General features: G+C 71.2%; 24 protein-coding genes. 3 read left to right on the top strand and 21 right to left on the bottom strand.

Features of this window, described 5'->3' with window-relative positions; all coding sequences use genetic code 11:
- Positions 1–25: 25 nt before the first annotated feature.
- The gene (locus ACBR40_RS10140) at positions 26–301 is read left to right on the top strand and encodes a hypothetical protein (RefSeq protein WP_344206886.1); all 276 of its coding nucleotides are present in this window, start codon (positions 26–28) and stop codon (positions 299–301) included.
- A gap of 66 nt (positions 302–367) precedes the next feature.
- Here ACBR40_RS10140 and ACBR40_RS10135 read toward each other — a convergent pair whose 3' ends face one another.
- The 12 genes from ACBR40_RS10135 to ACBR40_RS10080 all read right to left on the bottom strand — a co-directional run bounded on the left by ACBR40_RS10135 (position 368) and on the right by ACBR40_RS10080 (position 13033).
- A complete protein-coding gene (locus ACBR40_RS10135) occupies positions 368–595 on the bottom strand; it encodes a hypothetical protein (RefSeq protein WP_371248470.1) in 228 nt (75 codons plus the stop codon).
- 812 nt (positions 596–1407) lie between these two features.
- Positions 1408–2529, bottom strand: a complete 1122-nt coding sequence (locus ACBR40_RS10130; RefSeq protein ID WP_371248469.1) for a hypothetical protein — start codon at positions 2527–2529, stop codon at positions 1408–1410.
- Positions 2526–2867 (bottom strand): hypothetical protein, encoded by a 342-nt coding sequence (locus ACBR40_RS10125; protein ID WP_371248468.1) that lies wholly within the window; start codon positions 2865–2867, stop codon positions 2526–2528. Before ACBR40_RS10125 ends, ACBR40_RS10130 begins: the two co-directional genes overlap by 4 nt.
- Before the next feature lie 636 nt (positions 2868–3503).
- A complete protein-coding gene (locus ACBR40_RS10120; RefSeq protein WP_371248467.1) occupies positions 3504–4928 on the bottom strand; it encodes an oxygenase MpaB family protein in 1425 nt (474 codons plus the stop codon).
- Entirely contained in the window at positions 4925–5647 is a 723-nt protein-coding gene (gene uppS, locus ACBR40_RS10115; RefSeq protein WP_371248466.1) for a polyprenyl diphosphate synthase, read from the bottom strand. The genes ACBR40_RS10120 and uppS overlap by 4 nt, the downstream gene beginning before the upstream one ends.
- A gap of 87 nt (positions 5648–5734) precedes the next feature.
- Positions 5735–7162 carry an FGGY family carbohydrate kinase gene (locus ACBR40_RS10110; RefSeq protein WP_371248465.1) on the bottom strand — a complete coding sequence of 476 codons (1428 nt, stop codon included), beginning with the start codon at positions 7160–7162 and terminating at the stop codon, positions 5735–5737.
- Between the two features lie 2 nt (positions 7163–7164).
- Complete coding sequence (locus tag ACBR40_RS10105) at positions 7165–7953, bottom strand: class I fructose-bisphosphate aldolase (RefSeq protein WP_371248464.1); 789 nt, start codon at positions 7951–7953, stop codon at positions 7165–7167.
- A gap of 16 nt (positions 7954–7969) precedes the next feature.
- On the bottom strand, positions 7970–8977 hold the full coding sequence (locus ACBR40_RS10100) for an alcohol dehydrogenase catalytic domain-containing protein (protein ID WP_371248463.1): 1008 nt from the start codon (positions 8975–8977) through the stop codon (positions 7970–7972).
- A complete protein-coding gene (locus ACBR40_RS10095) occupies positions 8974–9804 on the bottom strand; it encodes a carbohydrate ABC transporter permease (protein WP_371248462.1) in 831 nt (276 codons plus the stop codon). Before ACBR40_RS10095 ends, ACBR40_RS10100 begins: the two co-directional genes overlap by 4 nt.
- A complete protein-coding gene (locus tag ACBR40_RS10090; RefSeq protein WP_344206897.1) occupies positions 9801–10721 on the bottom strand; it encodes a sugar ABC transporter permease in 921 nt (306 codons plus the stop codon). The genes ACBR40_RS10095 and ACBR40_RS10090 overlap by 4 nt, the downstream gene beginning before the upstream one ends.
- A gap of 66 nt (positions 10722–10787) precedes the next feature.
- Positions 10788–12152, bottom strand: a complete 1365-nt coding sequence (locus ACBR40_RS10085; RefSeq protein ID WP_371248461.1) for a sugar ABC transporter substrate-binding protein — start codon at positions 12150–12152, stop codon at positions 10788–10790.
- Positions 12153–12217: 65 nt separating this feature from the next.
- Positions 12218–13033 carry a GntR family transcriptional regulator gene (locus ACBR40_RS10080; RefSeq protein WP_329591547.1) on the bottom strand — a complete coding sequence of 272 codons (816 nt, stop codon included), beginning with the start codon at positions 13031–13033 and terminating at the stop codon, positions 12218–12220.
- A 121-nt stretch (positions 13034–13154) separates the two neighbouring features.
- Here ACBR40_RS10080 and ACBR40_RS10075 point away from each other — a divergent pair, with 121 nt between their 5' ends.
- Positions 13155–14156, top strand: coding sequence for a dihydroxyacetone kinase subunit DhaK (locus ACBR40_RS10075; RefSeq protein ID WP_371248460.1), 1002 nt, complete (start codon positions 13155–13157; stop codon positions 14154–14156).
- Positions 14157–14161: 5 nt separating this feature from the next.
- Positions 14162–14779, top strand: a complete 618-nt coding sequence (dhaL, locus tag ACBR40_RS10070; protein ID WP_344206900.1) for a dihydroxyacetone kinase subunit DhaL — start codon at positions 14162–14164, stop codon at positions 14777–14779.
- A 5-nt stretch (positions 14780–14784) separates the two neighbouring features.
- Here the strand turns inward: dhaL and ACBR40_RS10065 are convergent, their stop codons facing one another.
- The 9 genes from ACBR40_RS10065 to ACBR40_RS10025 all read right to left on the bottom strand — a co-directional run bounded on the left by ACBR40_RS10065 (position 14785) and on the right by ACBR40_RS10025 (position 23850).
- Entirely contained in the window at positions 14785–15702 is a 918-nt protein-coding gene (locus ACBR40_RS10065) for a MurR/RpiR family transcriptional regulator (protein WP_344206901.1), read from the bottom strand.
- A gap of 69 nt (positions 15703–15771) precedes the next feature.
- Entirely contained in the window at positions 15772–17097 is a 1326-nt protein-coding gene (locus ACBR40_RS10060; RefSeq protein WP_371248459.1) for an ArgE/DapE family deacylase, read from the bottom strand.
- Positions 17094–18107 carry a branched-chain amino acid ABC transporter permease gene (locus ACBR40_RS10055; protein WP_344206903.1) on the bottom strand — a complete coding sequence of 338 codons (1014 nt, stop codon included), beginning with the start codon at positions 18105–18107 and terminating at the stop codon, positions 17094–17096. Before ACBR40_RS10055 ends, ACBR40_RS10060 begins: the two co-directional genes overlap by 4 nt.
- Positions 18107–18982: a branched-chain amino acid ABC transporter permease gene (locus tag ACBR40_RS10050; RefSeq protein ID WP_329591560.1), complete on the bottom strand. Its 876-nt coding sequence runs from the start codon at positions 18980–18982 to the stop codon at positions 18107–18109. Before ACBR40_RS10050 ends, ACBR40_RS10055 begins: the two co-directional genes overlap by 1 nt.
- Positions 18969–19700, bottom strand: a complete 732-nt coding sequence (locus tag ACBR40_RS10045; protein WP_364459952.1) for an ABC transporter ATP-binding protein — start codon at positions 19698–19700, stop codon at positions 18969–18971. The genes ACBR40_RS10050 and ACBR40_RS10045 overlap by 14 nt, the downstream gene beginning before the upstream one ends.
- Entirely contained in the window at positions 19697–20443 is a 747-nt protein-coding gene (locus ACBR40_RS10040; protein WP_371248458.1) for an ABC transporter ATP-binding protein, read from the bottom strand. Before ACBR40_RS10040 ends, ACBR40_RS10045 begins: the two co-directional genes overlap by 4 nt.
- Complete coding sequence (locus ACBR40_RS10035; RefSeq protein ID WP_371248457.1) at positions 20440–21270, bottom strand: SDR family NAD(P)-dependent oxidoreductase; 831 nt, start codon at positions 21268–21270, stop codon at positions 20440–20442. The genes ACBR40_RS10040 and ACBR40_RS10035 overlap by 4 nt, the downstream gene beginning before the upstream one ends.
- Positions 21267–23024 carry a gamma-glutamyltransferase gene (locus ACBR40_RS10030; protein WP_371248456.1) on the bottom strand — a complete coding sequence of 586 codons (1758 nt, stop codon included), beginning with the start codon at positions 23022–23024 and terminating at the stop codon, positions 21267–21269. Before ACBR40_RS10030 ends, ACBR40_RS10035 begins: the two co-directional genes overlap by 4 nt.
- Positions 23008–23850: a polysaccharide deacetylase gene (locus ACBR40_RS10025; RefSeq protein ID WP_344206908.1), complete on the bottom strand. Its 843-nt coding sequence runs from the start codon at positions 23848–23850 to the stop codon at positions 23008–23010. The genes ACBR40_RS10030 and ACBR40_RS10025 overlap by 17 nt, the downstream gene beginning before the upstream one ends.
- Positions 23851–23852 lie beyond the last annotated feature (2 nt).

Genomic DNA, 23852 nt, shown 5'->3' with positions numbered 1-23852 from the left:
CGGGTGCCCTGCGGAAAGGAAAAGTGTGCGACGCAGATTGGCGCAAGCCGCTTCAACGCTCCTGGCAGCAGTATTCCTGACAGCGGGAGGAAGCTTCCTCGCGACCGCTTCCGCACAAGCTCAAACCGCACAGCAGGCAAAGGTCGCGGCGCCGCCTGCGGTCTGGGTGGACTACAAGAACTACGCCACTTATGAAGCCTGCCGTCAGCAGGGCCGGGAAATGCTCGGCGGCGGAGTCGTCATCGCCTACACCTGTGACTACGACAGCCCGTTCTGGCTGCTCCGCGTACGTATCGAATAGCCAGCCAACAGTCTGATGGAGGGTGACGGACCGCGCTCCGTCACCCTCCATCAGCCTTTCGCGGAATTATTTGTAGACGCTCAACAGCCAGTAGGGGCTGTCCCACGAACAGTCGTAGTTCTTGACGATGCCCGCATTCAGCAGTTCCTTCCCCTCCTGCTGGCAGGCCGCGTAGGTGGCGTAATTCTTGTACGGCGTCCAGCCGGCCGCGGCGTAGGCCTGCTGCGTCGATCCGGCCTCCGTGGAAGCGGCCGCGATGGAGGCTCCGCCGACCGTCAGGAATGCCGCTGCCATGAGCGTGGAGGTTGCTTGCGCCAGTCTGCGTCGCACACTTTTCCTTTCCGCAGGACGCTGCAAAGCGCCCCATATGTCGCACTTTTCACAACACGCTACGGATCTTCACCAAGATCTGTCAACGCCGACCGGCACCCACGACAGCTTCAGCCCAAGCACCCCCAGCCCCGCGTGGAAGCCTTGCCTGCGACATGAGGAGGACGGGAAGAGTGCGCCGCCGGAAACCATCGGCCGCCCGACGCGCCTGCCACGGGATGACGAGCACCCCGCCGAACCGGCTGGCCCCGTACACAGCTGGCCGGGCGCTAGGCCCGCTCGAAGGCGGGGACCTGCTGGTTACGCCGGCCTACGACGTGCACGCCGCCGTGGCGCGGGCGGCCTATGCCATCCTGGACGGCCTCTCATCTCCATCGATTGAGCGGCCGTGCTACAGCGGAAAACACAAGCAGCACGGTCGAACGTGCAAGTACTGGCCGATCCCGCAGGGCGCGGCTCAGTGGGGCGTCGCCTGCGCTTGGGCGTCGTTCATGACCTGACCACCGCTCGGCAGACGGCCTGATCGATGCCTTGGCCCGATGCGGGCGTGAAGGCCTCCGCGGCAGGGCTGTCAAGGGGCGGGCGGTACGATCCGGACGTCGCTGAAGCGGCATCGCCACCGTTGTTCATGGCTGTCGCGTGGGCAACGGGACTTCAACCGTGCCCGTACCCGCATTCGCGCCTTCGGCGAGTGCATCGTCGCACTCTTGGAGCAACGGAAGGTACTCACGAAGCTGCGCTGCCGGCCATCCCGGCCCTCCAGCTCGCACTACGGCTCAGGTGAGCACAAGGATAATCAGCAAAATGAGCAGGATGAGCATCTGGGCGATTGCCAGCCACCCCAGGTGGTTGCGTTGGTGGCGATAGAAGTTCGCATCCTTGATGGCCCATGTTGCGGCCTTGCGCACATCCCGCAGGTTCTTCAGCTCTGTAGTGAGAGCCGACGGCCCGCCATTATGGCGCACGCGGTGTACGGTGTGAGGAAGATAGGCCAGCGCGGCGCAGATGCCGTCAAGCCAGGGCCACCATGTCGTTTCTCCTGGCCCTTCCAATTTTCGGCCCATATCCCACGCCACCCTTCCCACCACAGCCCTGGCGATCGGCCAAGGCAATGTGTGTACGACTTCGATGGCCGCCTCCTGTGAGACCTCGGTCATGGCCGTCAGCAGGTCCGCCGCAGAGATGAGCGGGAGGAGGAACAAGCACTTCGACCTCTGATCAGGGGGAAACTGCACGATAAGGCGTATGGTTCGCTCGTCGTCCACATTCAGCAGTCGAATCAGCACCGTGTATGCTTCGCGCGTGTAGCCGTATGTCTGCGGGCCGGCATTTCTGTGGTCAAAGATAAGTGCTTCTAGGAGTCTGACTGCGAACCAATCAGGTAAGCTCAGGGCGAAGTCATAGCTAGGGAGCAGCTCAAGGGCGCGACCGGGTCCTGCTTCTGCCATGCAGGCGACGTTGATCAACAGGTGAGCGGTGCGAATCTGATCAACAGCCGCGTAGTCGCGAACATAGTACTCAGCGACCTTCCCGTCCTGGGCGAGCCGTATCGACAGTTCGAAGAAGGCTGCTTGCTGGTGCTTCTCATCCAGACGCTCCAGTAGCCACATCAGTCGCTTCGGATTCATGTGATAGATGAGTTCTACGGCCAGCGCGGCACCTTGATGAGCACATATGTCATTGAGAATCTCGTGTGCCTTCTCGTACTCGTTCAGCACCGTTCTTCGCAGCTTGGCATCCTGATCCAATATCCATTGCCGAGCATGAGCGCGATTATGTGCACGAAGTGATCGAAGCTCATCATCCAGGGATGGCGCTGCAAAAGTATTTGTTTGATGAACGTAGCCTCCATAATTGATTTGGAGGCCCTGAAATCGTGCCCTCTGCTCGCCCGTCATAGCGACCCGAAGAAGTTGTTGTTCTGCGTGTTGGTGCCGCCCTGGTTCACCTGCACTCCATGCGAGTTCCTCATGTCGACAGGAGCGTCAGAGTCCTTGAGTTGCCGGGCGGCTAGATCGCTGTCCGAGTCTTGACCGCCGCCGGACAGCTCTGACTTCGGCAGCAGGAACGGCCCCACGAGCGCGCCTGATGCCAGTAAGAACGCGAGGACGCTGGCCAGCTTGTCGGCCTTTTCCAGGCCGATGACCATGAAGTATGCGATAAGTCCAGCGATGACGATTCCGAACACGATCCGCCCAACCCATATCCAGCGTTGGTTGCGACGCGCCGCCGACATGACTGCCTCCGTGTGGCATCACTCAGGTGCTGTCGATACCTTCCTCCGGTGCGCCCGAGTTTGTCTAGGTGCTCTTCCAACCGTGAGCGGCGCGCCTCGTCAGGCGAAGGTTCCTGCGGTCGCTGGGTATGTCGTTTACCGGTGGGAGCACAACGTGCTGTTACGTCACGCTGAGCGATTCGTGAGGCGAGGATCTCGCCCTGACAACTCGCCGGCTGTCTGCACTCCGAGGCGAACGGTGCGGATGAACGGCGATCATCAGTGCGGTGCAGGCGATCGACGGACGCCGGACACGGGTGATGATGCGGATGCGCCGTTGAATCTGCCAACCCATGGCTGTGGCCAAGCCTTACGGGAACAGGCGCGCAGGGTGCTGCGCTGGCAGGCTACCAACGCAACGCCCTTCGTGACCTCCCAGGTTGGAGCAAGGGTCCGCGAACCGGCCGTATACGCCGCGATACGGACGTTAGCCGCGATGCCCTCATTGCGGCGCCACGTCCTGCACCTGCTGCTGTGGGCACTTCGAAGACCGCGCTGCAGGCCTCACTCATCTCCGTGCCTTCATCCGCGCCTCGAACAGGACTGTGCGCCGTATGGGCAGCTGCCACCCTGCCCCTTCCATAGGGTTGCCTGTCGTCAGCCCGACGCGAGGAGGGAGATGTAGGCGTTGGAGTGCTGCTGTCCGGACATGAAGGAGACGAACTGTCTGACGAAGGCGGCGCGGGAGTAGCTGTCGTCGTTGCCGGCCAGGTCGCGGTGGAAGGCCGTACGGAACAGGTTGAGGTATTCCTCGCTGTCGATCTTCTCGTCGTCGTCCACGTCGGTGACGTCGAACAGCACGTCGGCGATCTTGACGAGGCCGGTGCTGGGCAGGCGGGCGGCCGAGGCTGCGTATTCGGCGCGGGTGACCCGTCCGTCGCCGTCGCTGTCGAGGGCGCTCTGCAGCTCGCGCCACCAGGCGGCATACGCCTGGAACAGCCGGTCTTCCTCCTGCTCGCCCAGGTCGAGCCGGGTGGCGATCTCCCGGGCCATCGCGGCCAGGTCGGGCCAGCGCAGATAGCCGTCGCCGGTCTGGTCGAGGACCTCGGCGAAGAACCGGTCGGCCGATCGGGTCACCTGGCCGTCCTCGCCGCCGGAGGCGGGGGTGAGGAGGCGGGCCAGGGCCGCGGCCTTGCCGGCCCGGCGGCGTACGGTCTCCCACGGGCCCGCGCCCTTGTGGTGGGAGGGGTCGAGCAGGCCCATGAAGAACTCCACCCGCGTCCAGCTCTCCGGCAGGTGGCGGGTGGCGAGGGCGGTGCTGAGGTAGGCGGCCTGCATGAGGGTGCGGGCGCCCGGCAGGTCGGGCAGGGCGACGCGCCGGCTGAAGGCCTCGGGGAGCGAGGCGATGGTGATCGCCGTGGCCAGCGGGCCCGCAATGGCCCGGCCCGCGGCCCACACCACGGGGTAGGGGCGCAGCACCGGAGGCGCGGGCACGTTGGCGAACAGCCGGTAGAGGATGGCGCCCACCGCCTCGTTGTTCTCCAGCTGGTGCTCGACGATGTCGTCGTAGTAGGGCCAGAACTCGTGCAGCGTCGCGGGAAGGTGGTCGCTGGTGCCGTCGATCAGGGCCAGGAACGTGCGGTGCTCGGCGTAGAGCCGCCGCATCTCGTCGGCGTCGAGCGCGTCGCCGCTCAGCCGGCACATCGTCACCGTCGACTCGAACAGGGTCGCCGCCACCCAGGCGCGCGCCGCGGGGTCGGTCGCGTCGTAGGGGCGGCCCTGGGCGTCGACGCCGGACATGCGGGAGTGGAGGCGGTTGAGCCGGGCCGCTTCGCGGTCGCGTACGCGCGGATCGGGGTCGAGGAGCCGCCGCGAGCTCGTCGCGGTGTTGCGCAGCCGCCGCCAGGGGTTGGTGAGGAACGTGGAGTTCTCCATCAGCGCCGCGCCGATCTGCGGGTGGGCGGCTTCCAGCAGGGTGGCGCGGGTCACCGCGAGGCCCCAGCGCGCCTCGCCGACCAGGCGGCGCAGGATGGAGTCGGGTCCGAAGACGTCGATGTTCTCCTGGGGGATCGTGTGAGTCATCGAAGGCCCTTTCCTGTCATGGTGGCGGGGCTGACGTCGCCGAACCGGCGCTGGCGCCGGAGGTAGGCGTCGAGGCATTCGCAGAAGTGGGCGGCGCGGAAGTCGGGCCAGAGCACCTTGGGGAAGACCCACTCGGCGTAGGCCACCTGCCAGAGCATGAAGTTGGAGATGCGCTGCTCGCCGGAGGTGCGGATGACCAGATCCACGTCGGGGGTGTCGGCGTAGGGCAGGTGCTCGGCGAAGCTCGCCTCGGTGACCTGGTCGGCCGGCGTCGAGGACCGGATCAGCGACCGGGCGGCCTCCACGATGTCGCGGCGGCCGCCGTGGTCGAAGGCGACGGTCAGCGTCATGCGCTTGTTGTCGCGGGTGAGCGTCATCAGGTCGGTGATGTCCTGGACCAGCGGCGCCGGGATGCGCGGGTCGGTCATGCCGAGGAACCTGCAGCGGATGCCCCGCGTGTGCAGCACCGGCGCGTGTTTGCGGATGGCGCGGCGGACGAGCCGCATGAGGATGTCGACCTCGCCGGACGGCCGCCGCCAGTTTTCCGTGGAGAAGGCGTAGAGGCTCAGCCAGGAGACCCCGGAGGAGCGCGCCGCCTCGATGACGTCCATCACGGCGGCCTCGGCGGCCTCGTGACCCGCCGTGCGCGGCAGCGACCGCTGCGCGGCCCAGCGGCCGTTTCCGTCCATCACACACGCCACGTGACGCGGCACGACCATGACCACCCCCATAGCTGTACGTGACTATACCAATACTCTAGGTGCTCCTTGGAGTCATGGCAGCCCCACGTACGGCCACCGGTCGCGTCAGGGGGTGAGTTCCCGTACGGACACCGGTGCGATCGGTCCGGGCAGGCAGAGGTGGGCCGCGCCGAGTGCGGACAGCTCCGGCTCCGCGAGAATCCGGTAAGGCAGACCCGCCGCGGCGGCCTTCAGGCGCATCCACCCTGGCGCGCGGGTCCATCCGCCGGCCGCGTAGGCGGCTTCGGCGTCGGGTGCCAGGGCACGCAGAGCCGTCGCGCCGGCCTGCGCGAGCTGCCAGGCCGCGCCGGCCGCCCGCGCCTCGGCGGACAGGTCGGCCGCGGCGGGTGTCCAGCGGGGCGGTTCGCCGCCTGCCGCGCCGGGCGCGAACACCGGCCGGTCGGGCCGTTCCGCGACGAGGCGGCCGGCCAGGACGGCGTCCAGGCAGGGGCCGAGGCCGTTGTCGCGGAGCCAGGTCATGTTGCGGTCCAGCTCCAGCACGGTGAGAGCGGTCAGACCGTCGCCGAGCACCGCAGGGGAGAGGTCCACCCCAGGAGGCGGGTTCCCCCCGGTCCGACGATCCCCGGTCCGGATGTCTCCGCGATCCCCGCGGTCTTCATTCCGGAGGTCCCCGGTTCGGAGGACCCCGGTCCGGAGGTCTCCGCGATCCCCACGGTCCTCGGTCCGGCGATCCCCGGTGCGGGCCGGTCGGTTCGCGGGTTCGAGGGTGCGGACGAGGACCTCTGCGGTGCCCATCGAGTCGAGGGGCGCGCCGGGATCCTGCCGGTGCACGACGGAGGCGCCCACCGGGTGGTCGTGTCCGCCCGCGACCACCACCGCGTCGGACGCGAGCAGGTCCGCCAGCCGCCTGCTGCGCAGCTCGCCGACCACGGTGCCGGCCGGGACGACCGGCGGCAGCAGGTCGGCGGGGAGGAACCGGCCGGCGCGTTCGATGTCCCACTCACCCGGATCGAGCAGCCAGGCGCCGGTGCGCGGGGCGAGGCTGCTGGACATGATCGCCCGGCCGGTCCAGCGCAGCGCCGGGTAGTCGGTGCACGCCACCCACCCGTCGGCCGCCGCCAGGTCGGCGGACGGGATCAGGGCCCAGGCCGCGACGGTGCGGGCGGCGTCCAGCTCCACCCCGTAGCGGAGCCGGTCGCCCGGCCGGGCGAGCTCGGCCAGACGGTCCAGGGCCACACGCCGGGACGGGGCGAACCACGGCAGCGCGGTGCCGAGCGGCCGCCCGCCGGCGTGCAGCACGCCGTCCTCGCCGACCCCGGCCACGCACACCCCGCGCAGCCGGGGACGCGACACCGCGCCCGCGGCCAGCAGGATCAGCTCCTCGAGGACGTCGACCAGCTCGTCCGGGCGGACGCGCAGCCCGGCCCTGGGGGTGGGCCTGGCGGCGCGAGCCAGTACGGTGCCCTCGGCGTCGGCGAGCAGCACCTTGACGTTGGTGCTGCCGAGGTCGGCGCCGGCCCACACGTCCGTCATGGTCAGACGGTCTGCAGCGCGCGGCCGCCGGAACGCGAGAGCGCGGCGAGCTGCCCGACGATGGTGTGCGCCTCGGGAAGGCTGCGCTGCCAGACGTTGCGGCCCACGATGATGCCGCGGGCGCCGGCCACGACGGTCTGCCTGACGGCCTCGACGGTGTCGGCCGCGTCGCCCTCCCGGGGCCCGCCGGCGATGACGACGGGCAGGCCGAGCTCTTCGACCAGGCGGCGGGTGCCCTCCTCGCCCGGGAACGCGATCTTGATGATGTGCGCGCCGAGGTCGAAGGCGATCCGGGCGGCCAGCTCCTCGGCGGCGACGACCTCGGGGGTGCGCGGCGCGCCCAGCATCACCGGCTCCAGCATGAGCGGGATCTGCCAGCGCTCGCAGTCGGAGACCACCTTGCCGACGCGGGTGACGAGCGCGGCCTGCTCCGCCTTGGTGGTGTTCCAGGGCATCAGCATCTTCACGCAGTCCACGCCGAGCCGTACGGCGTCCTCCACGCTGTGCTGCAGCGCGCCGACGCCGGCCGGGGCGTCGGTGTAGTGGTAGAACGCGTCGATCGCCATCACCCGGGACAGGTGCGGTCGCTCGGCGAAGTACCGCTCGGTGCGCACGACGAGCCCCGGGCTCATCATGAAGCCGGTGATGTCGTCACCGCCGAACTCCTCCACCACGGCGGCCGGGTTCTCCAGGCCGGGCAGGCGGTCGAAGATGAGCCCGTGGTCGACGGGCATGATGATGGCCGCCCGGTCCGCGGGCAGCGTACGGGTCATGCGGTAGGCCATGGTCATGGGTGTTGCCTTCCAATCAGGTGTTCATTGAGGGGTCGATGTGGACCTTGAGCGCCTCGGGGGAGGCGGCGACCGCGAGCGCCTCGGCGTACGCGGTGAGCGGCAGCCGGTGCGTGACCAGCGGCCGGACGGCCGCGGCGAGGTCGCCGATCTGCTCGACGGCGGCCGGGTAGCAGTCGGCGAGGCTGTTGGAGCCGAGCACCGTCAGCTCCTTGTCGAAGACCTCGAACGGGCGCAGCGGCACGGCCGTCTCCGGCGCGGTGACGCCCATCTGCACGAGGGTGCCGCGGATCGCGATCCGCTCCAGCGCGTCGGCGACGGCGGCCGGGTGCCCGCTCGCCTCGACGACGACCTGGGCCCCGTCGGGCAGGTCGAGTTCGGCGCCGCTCGCGGCGACGTGGTCGGCGCCGAGGCGGAGCGCGGCGTCACGGCGTACCGCGTGCGGTTCGACGACCTGGACGCGGCCTGCTCCGCGCTGCCGGGCGACGGCGCACAGGAGCAGGCCGATGGAGCCGGCGCCGTACACCAGGACGTCCAGTCCCCGCAGGTCGGGGGCGCGGTCGAGGGCGTGCAGGACGCAGGCGAGCGGCTCGATCAGCGCGCCGACCGTGGGATCGAGGCCCGCGGGCAGCCGGTGGGCGACGCGGGCGGGGACGGCGACCTTCTCGGCGCACGCCCCGGCGCGGGTGACGCCGACCGGTTCGAGGCTGAGGCACAGGTTGGGGGCTCCCGCCCGGCACCAGCGGCAGCGCCCGCAGTTGACGTTGGGGTCGACGCCGACCAGGTCGCCGGGCGACAGGCCGCGGACGTCCGCCCCGACCTCGACCACGGTGCCGGCGAACTCGTGGCCGGGCACGACCGGATGGCGTCCCGTGGCGTAGCTGCCCTCGACGAGGTGCAGGTCGGTGCCGCAGATGCCGACCGCGGCGGGGGCGATGACGACGTCCTCGGGGCCGGGCACCGGGTCGGGCACCTCGGCCGGTTCGACGCCGCCTTTTCCGTCCAGGATGATCGCGCGCATCATTTCACCGCTCCGAACAGCAGGCCGCGCACCAGGCTGCGCTGGCAGATCCAGCCGAGGATCACGACAGGGACGCTCACGACGGTGGCCACGGCCGCGACCTGGGCGGTGTAGAGCTCACCGAAGGACAGGAACTTCTGCATGAACACCGGCAGGCTGGAGGTGGTCGTGGTGAGGTTGACCGCGTAGAAGTACTCGTTCCAGGAGAACACGCACGACAGCAGCGCGGTCGCCCACAGGCCGGGGCTGATCAGCGGCAGCACGATGCTGCGCATGATCCGCAGCCGGCCGGCCCCGTCCATGGACGCGGCCTCCAGCACCTCGCCCGGCACCTCCTGCAGGAAGGAGCGGATCATCCACACCGCGAGCGGCAGGTTCATGCCGAGGTGCAGGACGATCAGGACGGTGACCGTGTTCAGCAGGTTCAGTTGCTGCGCGACCACGTAGATCGGGATGATCCCGGCCGCGATCGGCATCATCTTGGTGCTGATGAAGAAGAACAGCGCGTCCTGCGCCTTGCGGACCGGCCGGACCGACAGCGCGTACGCGGCCGGCAGCGCGAGCAGCAGGACCAGGACCGTCGAGACCACCGCGATGGCGATCGAGTTGCCGGCGTACGCCCAGAAACCCGCGCCGAAGGCGTTCCTGTAGTGCTCGAACGTCGGCTCGAAGATGAGCTTCGGCGCCGGCGAGGCGGCGTCCGTCTCGCTCTGGACGCTCTTGAGCAGCATGTACGCGACCGGCGAGAACAGCAGCAGCGAGCCGAGCCAGCCGAGCACGGCGACCGGCCAGCGGGCCCGGTCCTTGTCCGGAGCGGTGGTGACGGTCATCGCCGTCCCTCCTGTCGGAAGATGCCGGACAGCAGGCGCAGCGCCGGCAGCGCGAGCGCGATCGTGAGCACCAGCGTGACCAGGCCGTAGGCGGACGCCGTGCCGAAGTCGAACGAGTTGAACGCGCGCAGGTAGACGTAGTAGGTGATGTTGGTGGTGCCGTACGCGGGGCCGCCTGCCGTGAGCAGCGCGATCTCGCCGAACGTCTGGATGACGTTCATGCTGAGCAGCAGCGCGGTCAGCTCCATGAACGGCCGCAGATGCGGCAGGACCACGCCGCGGAACTGCCACCACCAGCTCGCGCCGTCCACCCGCGCGGCCTCCAGCTGCTCGTCGGGCATCGCCTGCAGCCCGGCGAGCAGGACGAGCATCGCGAACGGCGTCCAGCGCCAGGACGTGATGAGCACGATGGACGTCATCGACTGCTCGCTCAGCCAGTTCACCCGCGGCAGCCCGGCCAGGTCGGTGAGCCAGCCGAGCAGGCCGAACGAGGGGTCGAACATGGCGCTGCGCCAGAACAGCGCGGCCGCCACCGGCATGATGAAGAACGGCGTGATGGCGAGTGTGCGGGCGACGCCCCGGCCGGGGAACTTCTTCTGCAGCAGCATCGCCAGCACCAGGCCCACGAGCATGCTGAGGATCGTCGCCCCGGCGGTGAGCACCACCGTGTTGCCGATGGCCTTCCAGAAGGTGCCGTCGGCGAACGTGGCCCGATAGTTGGCGAGCCCCGCGAAGCCTCCCTCGCCGGGGGCCAGCAGGTTCCAGCTCCGCAGCGAGTACCAGATCGTCATGACGAACGGGATCTGCGTGAGCGCGAGCGTGATGACGAGGGCCGGCAGCAACGGGGCGCGTCTGCTCCACGCCCCGCGCCGGCCGCGGGCCCGCGCCGGGCCGGTCGTTGACGCGATGGCGGTCATGTCCCACCTCCTTCTGGGTTGTCGGGTGGCGTCGCGGGGTGGCCTTCGCGACGCCACCCCCGGCGGCTACTTGAGGTAGCCGGCCTTCTTGACGGCCTCCGCCGCGTACTCCTGGGACTTCCTCAGCGCGTCGGCCACGGTCTGGGTGCCGCTGATGGCGCCCGCGACCTGCTGGGAGACGTAGTCGCCGATGTCGGTGAACTCGGGGATCTGGACGTACTGGACGCCCGTGTAGGGCACCGGCCGCACGGTCGGCTGCTTCGGATCGGCCGCGTTGATCGACTTGAGGGTCAGGTCGGCGTAGGACCTGGCCGCTTCCTGGTACTCAGGCAGGTCGTAGGTCGAGGTGCGCGAGCCGGGCGGGATCGAGTCCCAGCCGGCCTTGGCGCCGGCCAGCTTGATGTACTCCTTGCTGGTCGCCCACGAGATGAACTTCCAGGCGGCGTCCTTGTTCTTGCTGGACTCGGTGATGCCGAGGGCCCAGGACCACAGCCAGCCGGAGGCGTCGGTCTGCTCGACCGGGGCCAGGGCGAAGGCCAGGTTGTCCTTGATCTCGGGGGTGGCCTGCTGCAGGGCCGAGCCGGCGAAGACGGTGTCGTCGTACCACATGGCGGTCTTGCCCTGGGTGATCTGCTGCAGGCAGCCCTCCCAGCCGTCCTTGGCGGCGTCCGGCTGGCCGTGCTCGCGCAGCAGATCGACGTAGAACTGCACGGCCTTCGTGGTCTCGGGCGAGGTGAGCTGGGGCTGCCACTGCTCGTCGAACCAGCGGCCGCCGAAGGTGTTGATGACGGTGGTCAGCGAGGCCAGGTTCTGTCCCCAGCCGGGCAGGCCGCGCAGGCAGATGCCCGAGACGCCGCCTTTCTTGTCGTCCATCTTGGCCGCGGCGTCGGCGACCTGCTTCCAGGTCGGCTTCTCCGGGATCTTGACGCCCGCCTTCTCGGCGAGGTCCTTGCGGTAGAAGAGGAAGGAGCTGGAGCCGTAGAAGGGGGCGCCGTAGAGCTTGCCGTCCGCGGAGACGATGTCCTTGATGGGCTGGAGCACGTCGCCGGAGTCCCAGGCGGTGTCCTTGGCGACGTAGTCGTCGAGTGGAACGATCCAACCGTTCTTCGCCCAGATCGGCACCTCGTAGCTGCCGATCATCGTGACGTCGTACTGGCCGGCCTTGGTGGCGACGTCCTTGGTCACGGCGGGGCGCAGGTCGTTCTCCGGCAGGGTGGTGAACTTGACCTTGAGGCCGGGGTTCTTCTGCTCGAAGTCCGCGATGAGGCTCTCCGCGGTCTTCATCTGGGGGTTCGCGGCGAGCGCCACGGTGATCGTGGTCTCGCCCGAGGCCGAGGTCTGCTCGGCGGTGGGGTCGGAGCAGGCGGAGACGGTGGCGAGGGTGGCGACGGCCAGCACGGCCGCGCTGAGTGGTCGGGTACGGAGTCGCAAGAGATCCTCCAGGAGGGGGTGGGGGGACCGGCCCGCCGTCGGCGCGGCGGACCGGGCAAGCGGGTTCAGGGGCTGGCGATCCGGCCGATCTCGGGGTGGCGGGCCGAGGTGGACGACGGGGTGGGGGCGCCCACCTGGATCTCGACGTGCACGACGTCGCTGCGTACCCAGACCTCGTAGTGGTCGAAGGCCACCAGGTTCGCGTCCCAGGACGTCGACTTGATCTTCAGTAGCGGAGTGCCCTCGGGCACGTGGAGCAGGCGGGCGATCTCGCCCTCCGCGGCGACCGCCTCGACCGTGCGCGAGGCGCTCGCGACGGCGTAGCCGGCCCTGCGCAGGATGCCGTTGAGCGAGCCGGTGCCGGTCGGGACCTCGCCGCGCGACACCAGCGTCCCGATCTGCGGTGGCAGATAGTTGATGGAGAACAGGGCGACCTTGCCGTCGAGCTCGCGCACCCGTTCGAGGACGTAGCCGTGGCTGCCGGGCGGCAGGTGCAGCGCCTCCAGGGCCGACTGCGGCAGCGGGGCCTGCTCGGCGCGCAGCACCTGGGTGGTGACCTGGCGCTGACGCCCCTCGACCTCGTCCTCGAAGAAGCCCTCACGCCCCTGCAGCAGCCAGCCGCGCTGGGGCGGCATCGAGGCGAACGCCCCGCGGCGGGGGATGCGGATGACCCAGCCCTGCTCCTCCAGCAGCCGGAGCGCCTCGCGAACGGTGGCTCGCGACAGGTTCCAGGTGGTGGCCAGCTCGCCCTCGCTCGGCAGGCGGTCGCCCATCGCGAGGTGGCCGTCCGAGATCTGCTTGCGGATCCGGTCGGCCAGCTGGAGGTAGTAAGGCTCGACCGAGACGCGGTCGATGGCCTTGCCGTCGGGGGGTAGGTTCATGGTGACTCCGTAATCCGAGGTCAGTGCCCTGGTACGTACAAGACGTACAGTCTGGACATGGAGGAATGTATGGGTTAGTTTTCCGGCACGTCAAGAGCTCGTTACACGGAAGTTGGGCTGCATGAGCCGACGACAGTTTGTCAACGAACCCGATCAGGTCGTCCCGGAGGCGCTGGAAGGGCTGGTCCTGGCCCACCCCGCGCTCCTGCGGCTGAACCCCGACCCCGCCTACGTGGTCCGGGCCACGCCCGCCACCGGCAAGGTCGCCCTGGTGTCCGGAGGCGGATCCGGGCACGAACCGCTCCACACCGGCTTCGTCGGCACCGGCATGCTCGACGCCGCCGTGCCCGGCGCGGTCTTCGCCAGCCCCACGGCGCTGCAGGTCGCGGCGGCGACCACCGCCGTCGACAACGGCCGGGGCGTGCTCCAGATCGTCAAGAACTACACCGGCGACGTGCTCAACTTCACCATCGCCGCCGAGATCGCGGCCGACGAGGGCGTCTCCGTCGAGCGGGTCCTCGTGGACGACGACCTCGCCTCCGAGCGTGCCGACGGCGAGGGCCCGGGGCGGCGCGGCACCGCCGCCGTCGTCGTGGTGGAGAAGCTGTGCGGCGCCCTCGCCGAGCAGGGAGCCGACCTGACCCGCGTCGCCGGCTTCGGCCGCGAGCTGGTCCGCGACGCGCGCAGCATGGGCGTCGCCCTCGCGGCGGGCGCGCATCCCGGCGAGCGCCTGCCCGCGTGGGAGCTGGCCGACGACGAGGTCGAGCTGGGCGTCGGCATCCACGGCGAGCGCGGCATCGGCAGGCGGGCGTTCGCGGGCGCCGACGAGCTGACCGCCGACCTGCTCGACCGGCTGGTCGCCGCGCTCGGGCTGGGCCGCGGCGACGGCGTGCTCGTCGTCGTGAACTCGCTCGGCGCCACCCACGGACTCGAACTGTCCCTGGTCCACCGGGCCGTGCACCGGCAACTGGCCGGCCGCGGCATCGAGGTGGCCAGAAGCCTGGTCGGCCCCTACGTCACCTCGCTCGACATGGCCGGCCTGTCCATCACCCTGGTGCGCGCCGACGACACCCGCGTCGCCCTCTGGGACGCGCCCGTCCGCACCCCGGCCCTGACCTGGTGAAAGGCATGAGCATGAACGCATCCGACGCGCGGCGGTGGATGGAGCGGTTCTTCGCCGCCTTCGACCGCGAGCAGCAGGCGCTCACCGACCTCGACCGCCGCTCGGGCGACGGCGACTTCGGCGCGAACCTGCGCTCCGCGCTGGGCCGCGCCCGTACGGCGCTCGCGACCGCCGACACCGCCACCCCCGGCGACGTGTTCGACGTGGTCTCCACCGCGTTCCTCAACACCGGCGGGACGTCCGGCCCGCTGTTCGGGATGTGGTTCAGGCACCTGGCCAAGGCGACCCGCGCCGAGACCGTCGGCGTGGCCGAGCTGGCCCGCGGCTTCGCCGACGCGACCGCGACCGTGCAGCGGCTCGGCGGGGCGAAGCCGGGCGACAAGACCATGGTGGACGCCATGGTCCCGGCCGCCGAAGCGCTCACCGCGGCGTCCGTGGGAGCGCCCGGCGACCTGCGCGAGGCGCTGACGGCAGCGGCCGCCGCCGCCCGCTCCGGCGCCGACGCCACCGCCGACCTGCTGGCCAGGCGTGGCCGGGCCAGCTATGTGGGCGAGGTGGCACGCGGCGTCCTCGACCCTGGCGCGGTCACGGTGGCGCTCCTGACGGAGGCCGCCTGCCCGTGACCTGGTCAGCGTGCTCTCTGTGACCTGCGGGAGCGCTCGGCGGACGGGGCCCGGCGGTCGTCCTCGCGGAGGACGCCGTCGGCCAGCTGGTCGTACTCGGCGACGCGGGCCCGCCCGACCTCGCCCAGCTCCTCCACCACCGCCGCGATCAGCGTCTCCAGCAGCGCCACGGCCGGGGTGAGCGAGTCGAACGGCGACGGCGAGCGCACCTGGGCGGGCAGCACCACGTCGGCCACCGCGGCGGCCGGGGACAGCCACGGATCCGTCAGCAGCACGATCTTGACGTTGCGGGCCGCCGCCGCGTTGGCGAAGGCGATGCTCTCCTGCTGGTAGCGGCGGTAGTCGAACAGGACGAGCACGTCCTTACGGCCCATGTCGAGCAGATGGGCCGCGTGGTCGGCGGTCGAGCCCGCCAGGTGGGCCGTGCCCGGCCGCAGCTGCTGGAGATGGGCGATCAGGTATTGGGCGAGGATCGTGCTGAACCGCCCGCCGAGCGCCCACACGCGCCGGGCGGGGTCGGCCAGCAGCCCGGCGGCCTTGAGCAGCTCGCCCTCCGGCAGTTGCTCGAAGGTCGCGGCGGTCGCTTCGAGCAGGACCCGGCCGGACCGGCCCAGCACGCCGTCGGAGTCCTCCTGCGGGGTGCCGTACTGCGCCAGCGGCGAGGTGTAGCGCTGCTGGGTCTCGCGCTTGATCGCCTGCTGCAGCTCGGGATAGCCCTCGAAGCCGAGCCGGTAGGCCAGCCGCAGCACGGTCGCGGCGCTGGTCTGGGCGAGCCCGGCGACGATCGCGAGCGGTTCGAGGCCCGCCGTGGGGTAGCCGGCGAGGAGGGCGCGGGCCACCCGCTGCTCGGCCTTCGGAAGCTGGGGCAGCACCTCGCGGAGCTGCGCCGCGACGGTGCGGGACTCGGGCACGCCGGATGTCACCCTGCCTCCTGGGGGAAGAGACGGCGCGCCGCCCGCCGATGGGCGGCGCGCCGCAAAAGCGTACGCGGTTCACGCACCGTCCGTGAGCCCGCACCAGTCGATCGCGGTGAGCGCGTACGTCTTGGCCGACTGGACGAGCTGGGCGATCTCGACGTACTCGTTCTCGGCGTGCGCCGTGAAACCGACGCCGGGGCCGTAGACCAGGCCGCCGAGGCCCTTGCGGTCCATCCACGTCAGGTCGCACACGCCCATGAACCCGGCCCGCTGCGGCGCCACGCCGCCGGCCGCGGCGGCGTGCGCGCCCGCCACCACCGCGTTGAGCGGGGCGTCGTCGGGCAGCGAGTACGGCGGCCACAGCAGCTTCCACTCGAAGACCGGCGGGTGCTCGCGCAGCCACGGGTCGGCGGCGCAGGCCGCGAGGACGCGCCCCTCGATCTCGGCGATGACCTCCTCGTTGGACCGGTCGGGGTGGTGGTAGACGCAGTACTCGACGGTCAGCTCGTCGGCCAGGAAGAACGGCACGAGAATCCCGGACGGGTTCGCCCGCAGCACGCCGGGGAGCAGGTTGAAGTAGCCGGGCGGGAAGAGCGGGTGCCGGTTGTGCCTGGCCCACTCGTCCTCCAGGGCGCGCAGCGCCTGGTAGACGACCCAGAACTTGTCGACGGTGTTCACGCCGAGCGCGTCGCCTTCGAGCGTGGGGTGCACGGTCATGCCGCGCAGCCCGGAATGGGCGGTCTTGCCCTCCAGCGAGACGCTGAACCACAGCAGGCCGGGGGTGACCGGGACCTGCGCCGGCAGGGTGCCCGCCTGCCCGGACGGCTCGCAGACGATGGCCGCGTCGGCGGTGAACCCGGCCTCCAGCACGGCCGTCGTGCCGGCCTCGTGGTCGCCGACCTCCTCGCCGACGACGCCCTGCAGGACCAGGTCGCCCGCGAGGCGCACCCCGGCCCGGCGCAGCGCCACGGCGGCGTAGGCGGCGGCGATCAGGCCGCCCTTCATGTCGGTCGCGCCGCGCCCGACCACCTTGTCGTCGGTGACGACGGCCTGGAACGGGTTGCCGCGCCACCGGTCGAGCCGGCCCTCCGGCACCACGTCCACGTGCCCGTTGAGCAGCAGCGACCGCCCGCCGCCCGCGCCCGCGACGACGCCGACCACGTTGTCGCGGCGGGGCTCGGCGGTGACCTTGGTGACGTCCGCGCCCGCCTCGGCGTAGAGGTCGGCCAGCAGCGCGCTGACGTCGCTCTCCGCGCCGACGATCTTGTCGTACTCCTGGCCGGGGTAGCGCGGGTTGACACTGGGCACCGCGATGGCGTCGGACAGGCTGGACACCATGCGCTCGGCGAGCCGGTCCACCTCGTCGATGACCGCGTCCCGCGGGTCGCCGGTGTTCGTCATGAAAGCTCCTTCGCGTGGGTGATGGGATCGGATGCGGACGGAGAGCGGTCGGCACGGCCGCGCCGTTCGCGCAGCGCGGTGACGGCGGAGCGGGCGATGCCCGCCAGGCCCTTGGGCGCGGTCCACAGCACGACGAGGATGAGCGCGGCGATCACGACGTCCCGCCACGGCCCGGCGTCCTGGAGCGCGTCCGAGACGACCGTGACGACCACGGCCCCCGCGATCGGCCCGTAGACGCTGCCGCTGCCGCCCAGGAAGATCATGCTGAGCAGCAGGGTGAGGTAGCCGAAGCCGAAGATGTCGGTGCTGACCACGCCGTTGAGGAAGGCGTTGAAGCTGCCCGCCACGCCCGCGACGGCCGCGCCGACCATGAACACGATCAGGTGCTGCCGGACGCGGGAGATGCCCCGGCTGGTGGCCAGCGCCTCGTTGTCCCTGATCGCGAGCAGCGACCTGCCGAGCGTGGACCTGGTCAGGACCCGCACCAGCAGGGTGACCGCGAACAGCAGCGCCGCGCCGAGGAAGTAGTAGCCGATCCGCCCGTCGGCGCGCAGGTTCAGCTCGCCCAGGGACAGCCGGGGGATGCCGACGATGCCGTTGGAGCCGCCGGTCAGGCCCGCCTGCCCGAGCACCAGGTAGATGCACAGCTGCGAGAACACGTACGTGGCCAGGCCGACGTAGATGCCGCGCAGCCGCAGCACCGGCAGGAACGCCACCAGCGACGCGAGCGCCGCCGACACCCCGGAGACGGGCAGGGCCAACCAGGGCTCGACGCCGGTGCGGGTGACGAGGATGCCGGTCGTGTAGGCGCCGATGCCGAAGAAGCCGATCTGCGCGAAGTTGAAGATGCCCGCGAAGCCGAGCGTGAGGTTCCAGCTCAGCGCGAGCACGCCGTACATGGTGATGAGGATCAGCAGCAGCCTGCCGTGCGGATCGGTGATGACCAGCGGCAGGATCGCCAGCACGATCGCGTAGGCGGGCCAGCCGGCCCGCGTCCCGAGCTTCGCCATCACGCGCTCCTCACCCGCGTGTGCAGCAGCCCTTCCGGCTTGACCAGCATGATCACGATCATCGCGAGGAACACCAGCACGGGGCTCCAGGACAGGCCGAAGTAGTACGTGGTGACCGCCTCCAGCAGGCCGATGGCGTACGCGCCGGCGATGGTCCCGGCGAGGCTGCCCGCGCCGCCGAAGGCGAGGACCACGAACGCGCGCAGCAGCGGGTCGCTGCCCATGGCCGGGGACATGAACTGCATGCTGCCGAGCAGCGCCCCGGCCACGGTGGCCAGCCCGACCGCGACCATGACCACGAACAGGTAGACCCGGCGCGGCGCGATGCCCAGCAACTGGGCGTGCTCGCGGTTCTGTTCGAGCGCGCGCACGGTCAGCCCGATGCTGCTGCGCCTCAGCACCAGCGCGAGCAGGCCGACCAGGAGCGGGGCCAGCACGATCGTGACGAGCTGGGTGCCCTGGACGACGGAGCCGGCCACGTCCACCCGCGCCCCGCCGAACGGCGGGAGCTGCTTGAGCTCCGGCCCCCAGATGAGCTGGGCGCCGGACTGCAGCAGCATCGTCGCCGCGAGCGTGGCCACCATCACCAGCATGTCCCCGTTGGGGCGCTTGATGAACGGGCTGACCAGCAGGAACTCGTACACCGCCCCCAGCGCCGCCATCGCCACGACGGCCCCGGCGAGCGAGACGACCAGGGGCAGCCCGGTCGTGTTGAGCAGCGTCCAGGTCAGGTAGGCGCCGAACATCAGCAGCGCGCCGTGCCCGAAGTTGAAGACCCGCAGCGTGGACCAGATCAGGGTCAGGCCCGCCGCCATGAGCAGGTAGAGGCCGCCCAGCACGAGCGTGCTGGTGGCGATGACGCTAATGCCGCTCATCCGCGGCTCCTCCCAGAAAGAGCGACATCATCTCGTCGCGGCTGCGCTCGTCGTCCGACGCGCCGCTGTCCACGACGTCGCCGTGCAGGACGACGTGGTAGCGGTCGGTCAGATCGAGCACCAGCTCCATGTCGCCGTCGACCAGGATGATCGACGACACCTCGGCGCGGACGCGGACGATGCACTCGCTCAGCTCGTGCTTGACCTTCGGCGACAGGCCCAGGGTGGGCTCGTCGAGGATGAGCAGCGTGGGCTGGGCCATGAGGCCCATGCCGAGGCTGGCCATCTGGCGCTCCCCGCCGCTCAGCGTGCCGGTGAGCTGGCGGCGGCGCTCCTTGAGCCGGGGGAAGACCGAGTAGACCCGGTCGATGCCGTCCCGCCAGGAGCCGGCATGCCCGCTGGAGGCGGCCGACAGCCGCAGCGCCTCCTCGACGGTGAGCTGCGGGAACAGCCGCGAGCCCTGCGGCACGTGGATCAGCCCGCTCCTCACCAGGTCGCGCGGCGAGCGTCCGGCGGTGGGGCGGCCCGCGAAGGTGATGGTGCCGGACGTGGGCCGGTGCAGGTTGGACACGCAGCGCAGCAGCGTCGTCTTGCCGTGGCCGTTGGGGCCGAGCAGGCCGACGGCCTCGTTCTCGCCGACGCGCAGCGAGATGCCGCGCAGCACTCCGGCCTGGCCGTAGCCGGCGGTCAGGTTCTCGACGGTCAGCAGGTCGCTCATCGGGCGGCTCCCGGTCCCAGGTAGGCTTCCACGACCTTGGGGTCCGACAGGACCTCGGCCGGGACGCCGGTGGCGATGATCCGGCCGCTGTCCAGCACCGCCATGCGGCCGGCCAGGGCCTCCAGCACCGACAGCACGTGCTCGATGATCACCATGGTCACTCCGGAGCCCGCGATGCGGCCGAGGAGCCGGATCAGGGCGTCCTGGTCGGCCGGGTCGAGACCGGCGGCGGGCTCGTCGAGCAGCAGCAGCGACGGACGGCTCACCAGCGCGCAGGCGATCATCAGCCGCTTGCGGTCGATGAGCGACAGGCCGTCCGCGGGGCGTTCCGGGTCGCCGCCGAGCTCCACGACGTCGAGGACCTCGCGGCAGCGGGCCGCGTCGGGGCGTACGGCGCGGCCGGCCCCTCCGTACGCGGAGCTGACCCGCAGGTTCTCCATCACGCTCAGCGAGTCGAAGACGGCCTCGGTCTGGAAGGTGCGCTTCAGCCCGGCCTTGGCGATCAGGCGGGGCGAACGGTTCTGGATCTCCCGCCCGTCGAAGACGACCTCGCCCGAGTCGGGCCGGATGGGGATGCCGGTCAGCAGGTTGAACAGCGTGCTCTTGCCGGCGCCGTTCGGGCCCGCCAGGCCGAACACCTCGCCCCGGCGCACCTCCAGGGAGACCCGGTCCACCGCCTTGAGGCTGCCGAACGACTTGCTCACCTCCCTCGCGGCGAGCAGCACGGGAGCGTCGGCCGTCATGCCGGCCCCCCGGGCCCGCGCCAGTCGCCCTGCGCCAGGAAGCCGCCGTCCACCGGCAGCAGCGTCCCGGTGACGAACGAGGAGCGCGGGTCGATCAGGAAGGCGACCGCGGTCGCGATCTCGTCCGGCGAGCACTGCCGCCCGATCGGCTGCCTGGCCGCCGCCGCCTCGCGCTGCCGCAGCGCCTCGGCCGCGTCGTCGGCGTCGAGCAGGTCGCGCGAGCGGCCCATGTCGTTGTCGACGTAGCCGGGCAGCACGGCGTTCACCCGGATGCCGAGCGGGCCGCCCTCGACGGCGAGCTGCCTGGTCAGGTTGGCGATCGCGCCCTTCGCCGCCGAGTAGGCGGGGAAGGCGGGCAGCCCCGTGACGCCGAAGATGGACGACAGGTTGACGATCGCGCCGCCACCGGCCGCGGCCAGCAGCGGGAACGCCGCCCGGGAGCACAGGAACGTGCCGGTGACGTTGACGTCCAGCACCCGCCGCCACTCGGCGACGGGCACGCCGATGACGCCGCCGCCGCTCTCGGCCACGCCGGCGTTGTTCACCAGCACGTCCAGGCCGCCGAACTCGTCCGTCACCCGGTCGAACAGCGCCGTCACGGAGCCTTCGTCCGACACGTCCGCCTCCTGGAAGGCGGCGGACAGGTCGCGGGCCGTACGGGCGCCGCGAGCGGCGTCGACGTCGGCGATCATCACCCGCGCCCCCTCCTGGAGCAGCCTGCGGGCGATGGCCGCGCCGATGCCGCTCGCGGCGCCGGTGACCAGGGCGCGCCGCTCTGCCAAAGTGGTCGCCATCGCGTTGCCTTTCTCGAAATCGCTGATGATCATGGGGTGGGCACGCCCACGCCGTACGGCTTCATGAGGTCCACGCCCGCCGTCCACGGGCCGCCGGCCCGGCGGGCGATGCCGTTCGGGCGGGCGAAGTGCCAGGTGGTGGGCTCCTCGGTGACGATCTGGACGTCGAACCCGGCGGCGGCCAGCTCGGCTGCGGCGGCCTCTTCGCGCCGGTCCAGCCAGACCCGGCGGCCCTCCGCGTGCAGGCGCGGCGCGGAGATCGCGTCCTGGACGCCTTCGCCGTCGTGCCAGCGGGCGGCGATCTGGGCGATCGCCGAGATGATGCGCCGCCCGCCCGACGCGCCCAGCGTGGCCTCGGCGCCGCCGGGACCCTCCAGGATCAGCGGGCTGACCGCGCTGAGCCCGGCCGCGCCGGGAGCGACGCTGGTCACCTGGCCCGGGCGGGGGTCGAAGTACATCATCCCGTCGTTGAGCAGGATGCCGGTCGCGGGCTCGACGATCCGCGAGCCGAACAGGTCCAGCACCGTCTGGGTGAGCGCCACCGTCATGCCGTCGGCGTCCACGGCCGACATGTGGGAGGTGCAGCCCGCCTTGGGCGGGCCGGCGTTCTCGCGGGGGCCGGGATCGCGGCCGGCGAGCCAGCCGTCCACGATCTCGGCGGCGTACTCGGCGGTGGCCAGCCTGGTCCACGGCCCGGACTCGTCCGTGGTGACCTCGCGGAGGCGGTCGTCCATGGCGTGCGACAGCACGCGCGCCCACAACGCCGGCCCCGGAGGGAGACCGCGACGGCGCGCGGCGTCGGCGAGCTGCAGCGCCTCCGCAACAGTGATCATCCCGGTCGCCACCGGCCCGAAGAGACGCAGCCCACCGGCCCCGACCCCGCCGGCTCCGGTCGCACCGGCCCCGATCCCGCCGGCTCCGGTCGCACCGGCCCCGATCCCGCCGGCTCCGGTCGCACCGGCCCCGATCCCGCCGGCTCCGGTCGCACCCGCCCCGATCCCGCCGGCCACGACCGTGCCGATGTCGATCGGGGCCACCTGGCGTTCTTCCGCCTGGTAGCCGGCGAAGTCGGGCTCGCGCAGGAGGCCGCCCGCGGCGGCGAGCGTCGCGGCGATGGACCGGGCGGCCCGTCCCCGGTAGAAGGCGTCCGGGCCTCCGGCGGCGATCTCGCGCAGCACCCGGGCCAGCCTCGGCTGGACGAGCCGGTCGCCCGGCCCCAGTGACGGGCCGCGCAGCGGCAGGCCGTCCGGCAGGAACAGCTCGGCGCTGGAGGGGAACCGGCGCAGCGTGCGGGCGTCGGAGCAGATCGCCGCCGAGGCGAACCAGTTCGTCTCGTGGCCGTCCTCGGCCAGCTCGATCGCGGGGGCCAGCACCTGGGCGAGCGGCAGCCGCCCGAAGCGGGCGTGGGCGTGGCAGAGCGCGGCGACCGCGCCGGGCACGCCCACCGACAGCGGGCCGACGATGTTGGCGTCGTCCCGGACGGCGGGCCAGCCGTACAGGCCGGTCCCGGGCCCCGACGGGACCAGCGGGAACATGTCGGGCGTGGCCAGCGCGGGCGCGCGGATCGGACCCGACACGGTGGTGGCGGTGGGCGCGCCCGGCTCGCGGATCACGAGCCACGCGCCGCCGCCGATCCCGCTCATGAACGGCTCGACCACGCCGGTGGCGAAGGCCGTGGCCACCGCGGCGTCCACGGCGCTGCCGCCGGCGCGCAGCATCGCCGCGCCGGCCTCGGCCGCCCGCGGGTCAGGCGCGGTGACGAGTCCGGCGTCAGCCCTGCCAGGCATCGGCGATCTCGCTCAGGGTCGCGAACCAGACGTCGCCCTTGTCCGCCATCCGCTCCAGCAGCCCTTCCAGCACGAGCAGGTGGTGGGCGCGGCCGATGGTCTGCGGATGCATGGTGAGCACGTACACCGCGCCGGGCACCCGCTCGTAGGCGTAGTCGAAGATGACGTTCCAGCGGTCTTCCATCGCCCGGTGCGAGCCGAGCGCGGACACGCCCGCCACGTACTCGACCGCGGGCCAGTCGTCGAGGTACCACGAGACGGGGATCTCGATGATCGGGCTCTCCGGCCCGAACTCGTTGGCCGACTCGTAGTTCACGGTGACCCGGCGCGGCCGGTAAAGCTCGAACTCGCGGCCCATCAGCGAGCTGTCCCAGTCGAAGCCGAACTCCTCCAGCAGGTCCAGCGTGGTCTCGGAGAAGTCCCACGCGGGGGAGCGGTAGCCGCGCGGACGCCGGCCGACCACCTGCTCGTGCTGGCGCAGCGCCACCTCCATGAGCCGGCGTTCCTCGTCGGCGCCGAGGCTCGGCACCACCTCGTGGTAGCAGCCGTGCGCGGCGATCTCGTGCCCCGCCTGGAGGATCTGCTCGATGCGGTGCGGGAACGTCACCAGGTCATGGCCGGGCGTCGCCCAGGTGGCGGGCACGTCGTGGCGGCCCAGCAGTTCGAGCAGCCGGGGCACGCCCTGCTCGGCGCCGAAGTCGCCGCGCGACAGGTACGAAGGCGAGGTCCGCCCGAGCGTCCCCATCCACGGCGAGTGGGCGTCGAAGTCGAACGTCAGCGCCACGGCCATGCGCTTGCCCGGCGGCAGGGTGAGGGGGTTCGTCATCG

The sequence above is a fragment of the Nonomuraea sp. AD125B genome, assembly GCF_041402765.1.
Classification (GTDB): Bacteria; Actinomycetota; Actinomycetes; order Streptosporangiales; family Streptosporangiaceae; genus Nonomuraea; species Nonomuraea bangladeshensis.
Note: the sequence above shows the minus strand (reverse complement) of the source record. Positions and strands in the feature narration are given on the sequence as shown.

Excerpts from the sequence above, each read along its gene's own strand:
- ACBR40_RS10095 (WP_371248462.1), bottom strand. The coding sequence starts at position 9,804 with ATGACCGTCACCACCGCTCCGGACAAGGACCGGGCCCGCTGGCCGGTC.
- ACBR40_RS10040 (WP_371248458.1), bottom strand. The coding sequence starts at position 20,443 with ATGACGGCCGACGCTCCCGTGCTGCTCGCCGCGAGGGAGGTGAGCAAG.
- ACBR40_RS10130 (WP_371248469.1), bottom strand. The coding sequence starts at position 2,529 with ATGACGGGCGAGCAGAGGGCACGATTTCAGGGCCTCCAAATCAATTAT.
- ACBR40_RS10100 (WP_371248463.1), bottom strand. The coding sequence starts at position 8,977 with ATGATGCGCGCGATCATCCTGGACGGAAAAGGCGGCGTCGAACCGGCC.
- ACBR40_RS10045 (WP_364459952.1), bottom strand. The coding sequence starts at position 19,700 with ATGAGCGACCTGCTGACCGTCGAGAACCTGACCGCCGGCTACGGCCAG.
- ACBR40_RS10105 (WP_371248464.1), bottom strand. The coding sequence starts at position 7,953 with ATGACCATGGCCTACCGCATGACCCGTACGCTGCCCGCGGACCGGGCG.
- uppS (WP_371248466.1), bottom strand. The coding sequence starts at position 5,647 with ATGGTCGTGCCGCGTCACGTGGCGTGTGTGATGGACGGAAACGGCCGC.
- ACBR40_RS10030 (WP_371248456.1), bottom strand. The coding sequence starts at position 23,024 with ATGCCTGGCAGGGCTGACGCCGGACTCGTCACCGCGCCTGACCCGCGG.
- ACBR40_RS10075 (WP_371248460.1), top strand. The coding sequence starts at position 13,155 with ATGAGCCGACGACAGTTTGTCAACGAACCCGATCAGGTCGTCCCGGAG.
- ACBR40_RS10060 (WP_371248459.1), bottom strand. The coding sequence starts at position 17,097 with ATGACGAACACCGGCGACCCGCGGGACGCGGTCATCGACGAGGTGGAC.
- ACBR40_RS10110 (WP_371248465.1), bottom strand. The coding sequence starts at position 7,162 with ATGACGGACGTGTGGGCCGGCGCCGACCTCGGCAGCACCAACGTCAAG.
- ACBR40_RS10050 (WP_329591560.1), bottom strand. The coding sequence starts at position 18,982 with ATGAGCGGCATTAGCGTCATCGCCACCAGCACGCTCGTGCTGGGCGGC.
- ACBR40_RS10080 (WP_329591547.1), bottom strand. The coding sequence starts at position 13,033 with ATGAACCTACCCCCCGACGGCAAGGCCATCGACCGCGTCTCGGTCGAG.
- ACBR40_RS10035 (WP_371248457.1), bottom strand. The coding sequence starts at position 21,270 with ATGATCATCAGCGATTTCGAGAAAGGCAACGCGATGGCGACCACTTTG.
- ACBR40_RS10120 (WP_371248467.1), bottom strand. The coding sequence starts at position 4,928 with ATGACTCACACGATCCCCCAGGAGAACATCGACGTCTTCGGACCCGAC.
- ACBR40_RS10025 (WP_344206908.1), bottom strand. The coding sequence starts at position 23,850 with ATGACGAACCCCCTCACCCTGCCGCCGGGCAAGCGCATGGCCGTGGCG.
- dhaL (WP_344206900.1), top strand. The coding sequence starts at position 14,162 with ATGAGCATGAACGCATCCGACGCGCGGCGGTGGATGGAGCGGTTCTTC.
- ACBR40_RS10125 (WP_371248468.1), bottom strand. The coding sequence starts at position 2,867 with ATGTCGGCGGCGCGTCGCAACCAACGCTGGATATGGGTTGGGCGGATC.
- ACBR40_RS10090 (WP_344206897.1), bottom strand. The coding sequence starts at position 10,721 with ATGACCGCCATCGCGTCAACGACCGGCCCGGCGCGGGCCCGCGGCCGG.
- ACBR40_RS10055 (WP_344206903.1), bottom strand. The coding sequence starts at position 18,107 with ATGGCGAAGCTCGGGACGCGGGCCGGCTGGCCCGCCTACGCGATCGTG.
- ACBR40_RS10135 (WP_371248470.1), bottom strand. The coding sequence starts at position 595 with ATGGCAGCGGCATTCCTGACGGTCGGCGGAGCCTCCATCGCGGCCGCT.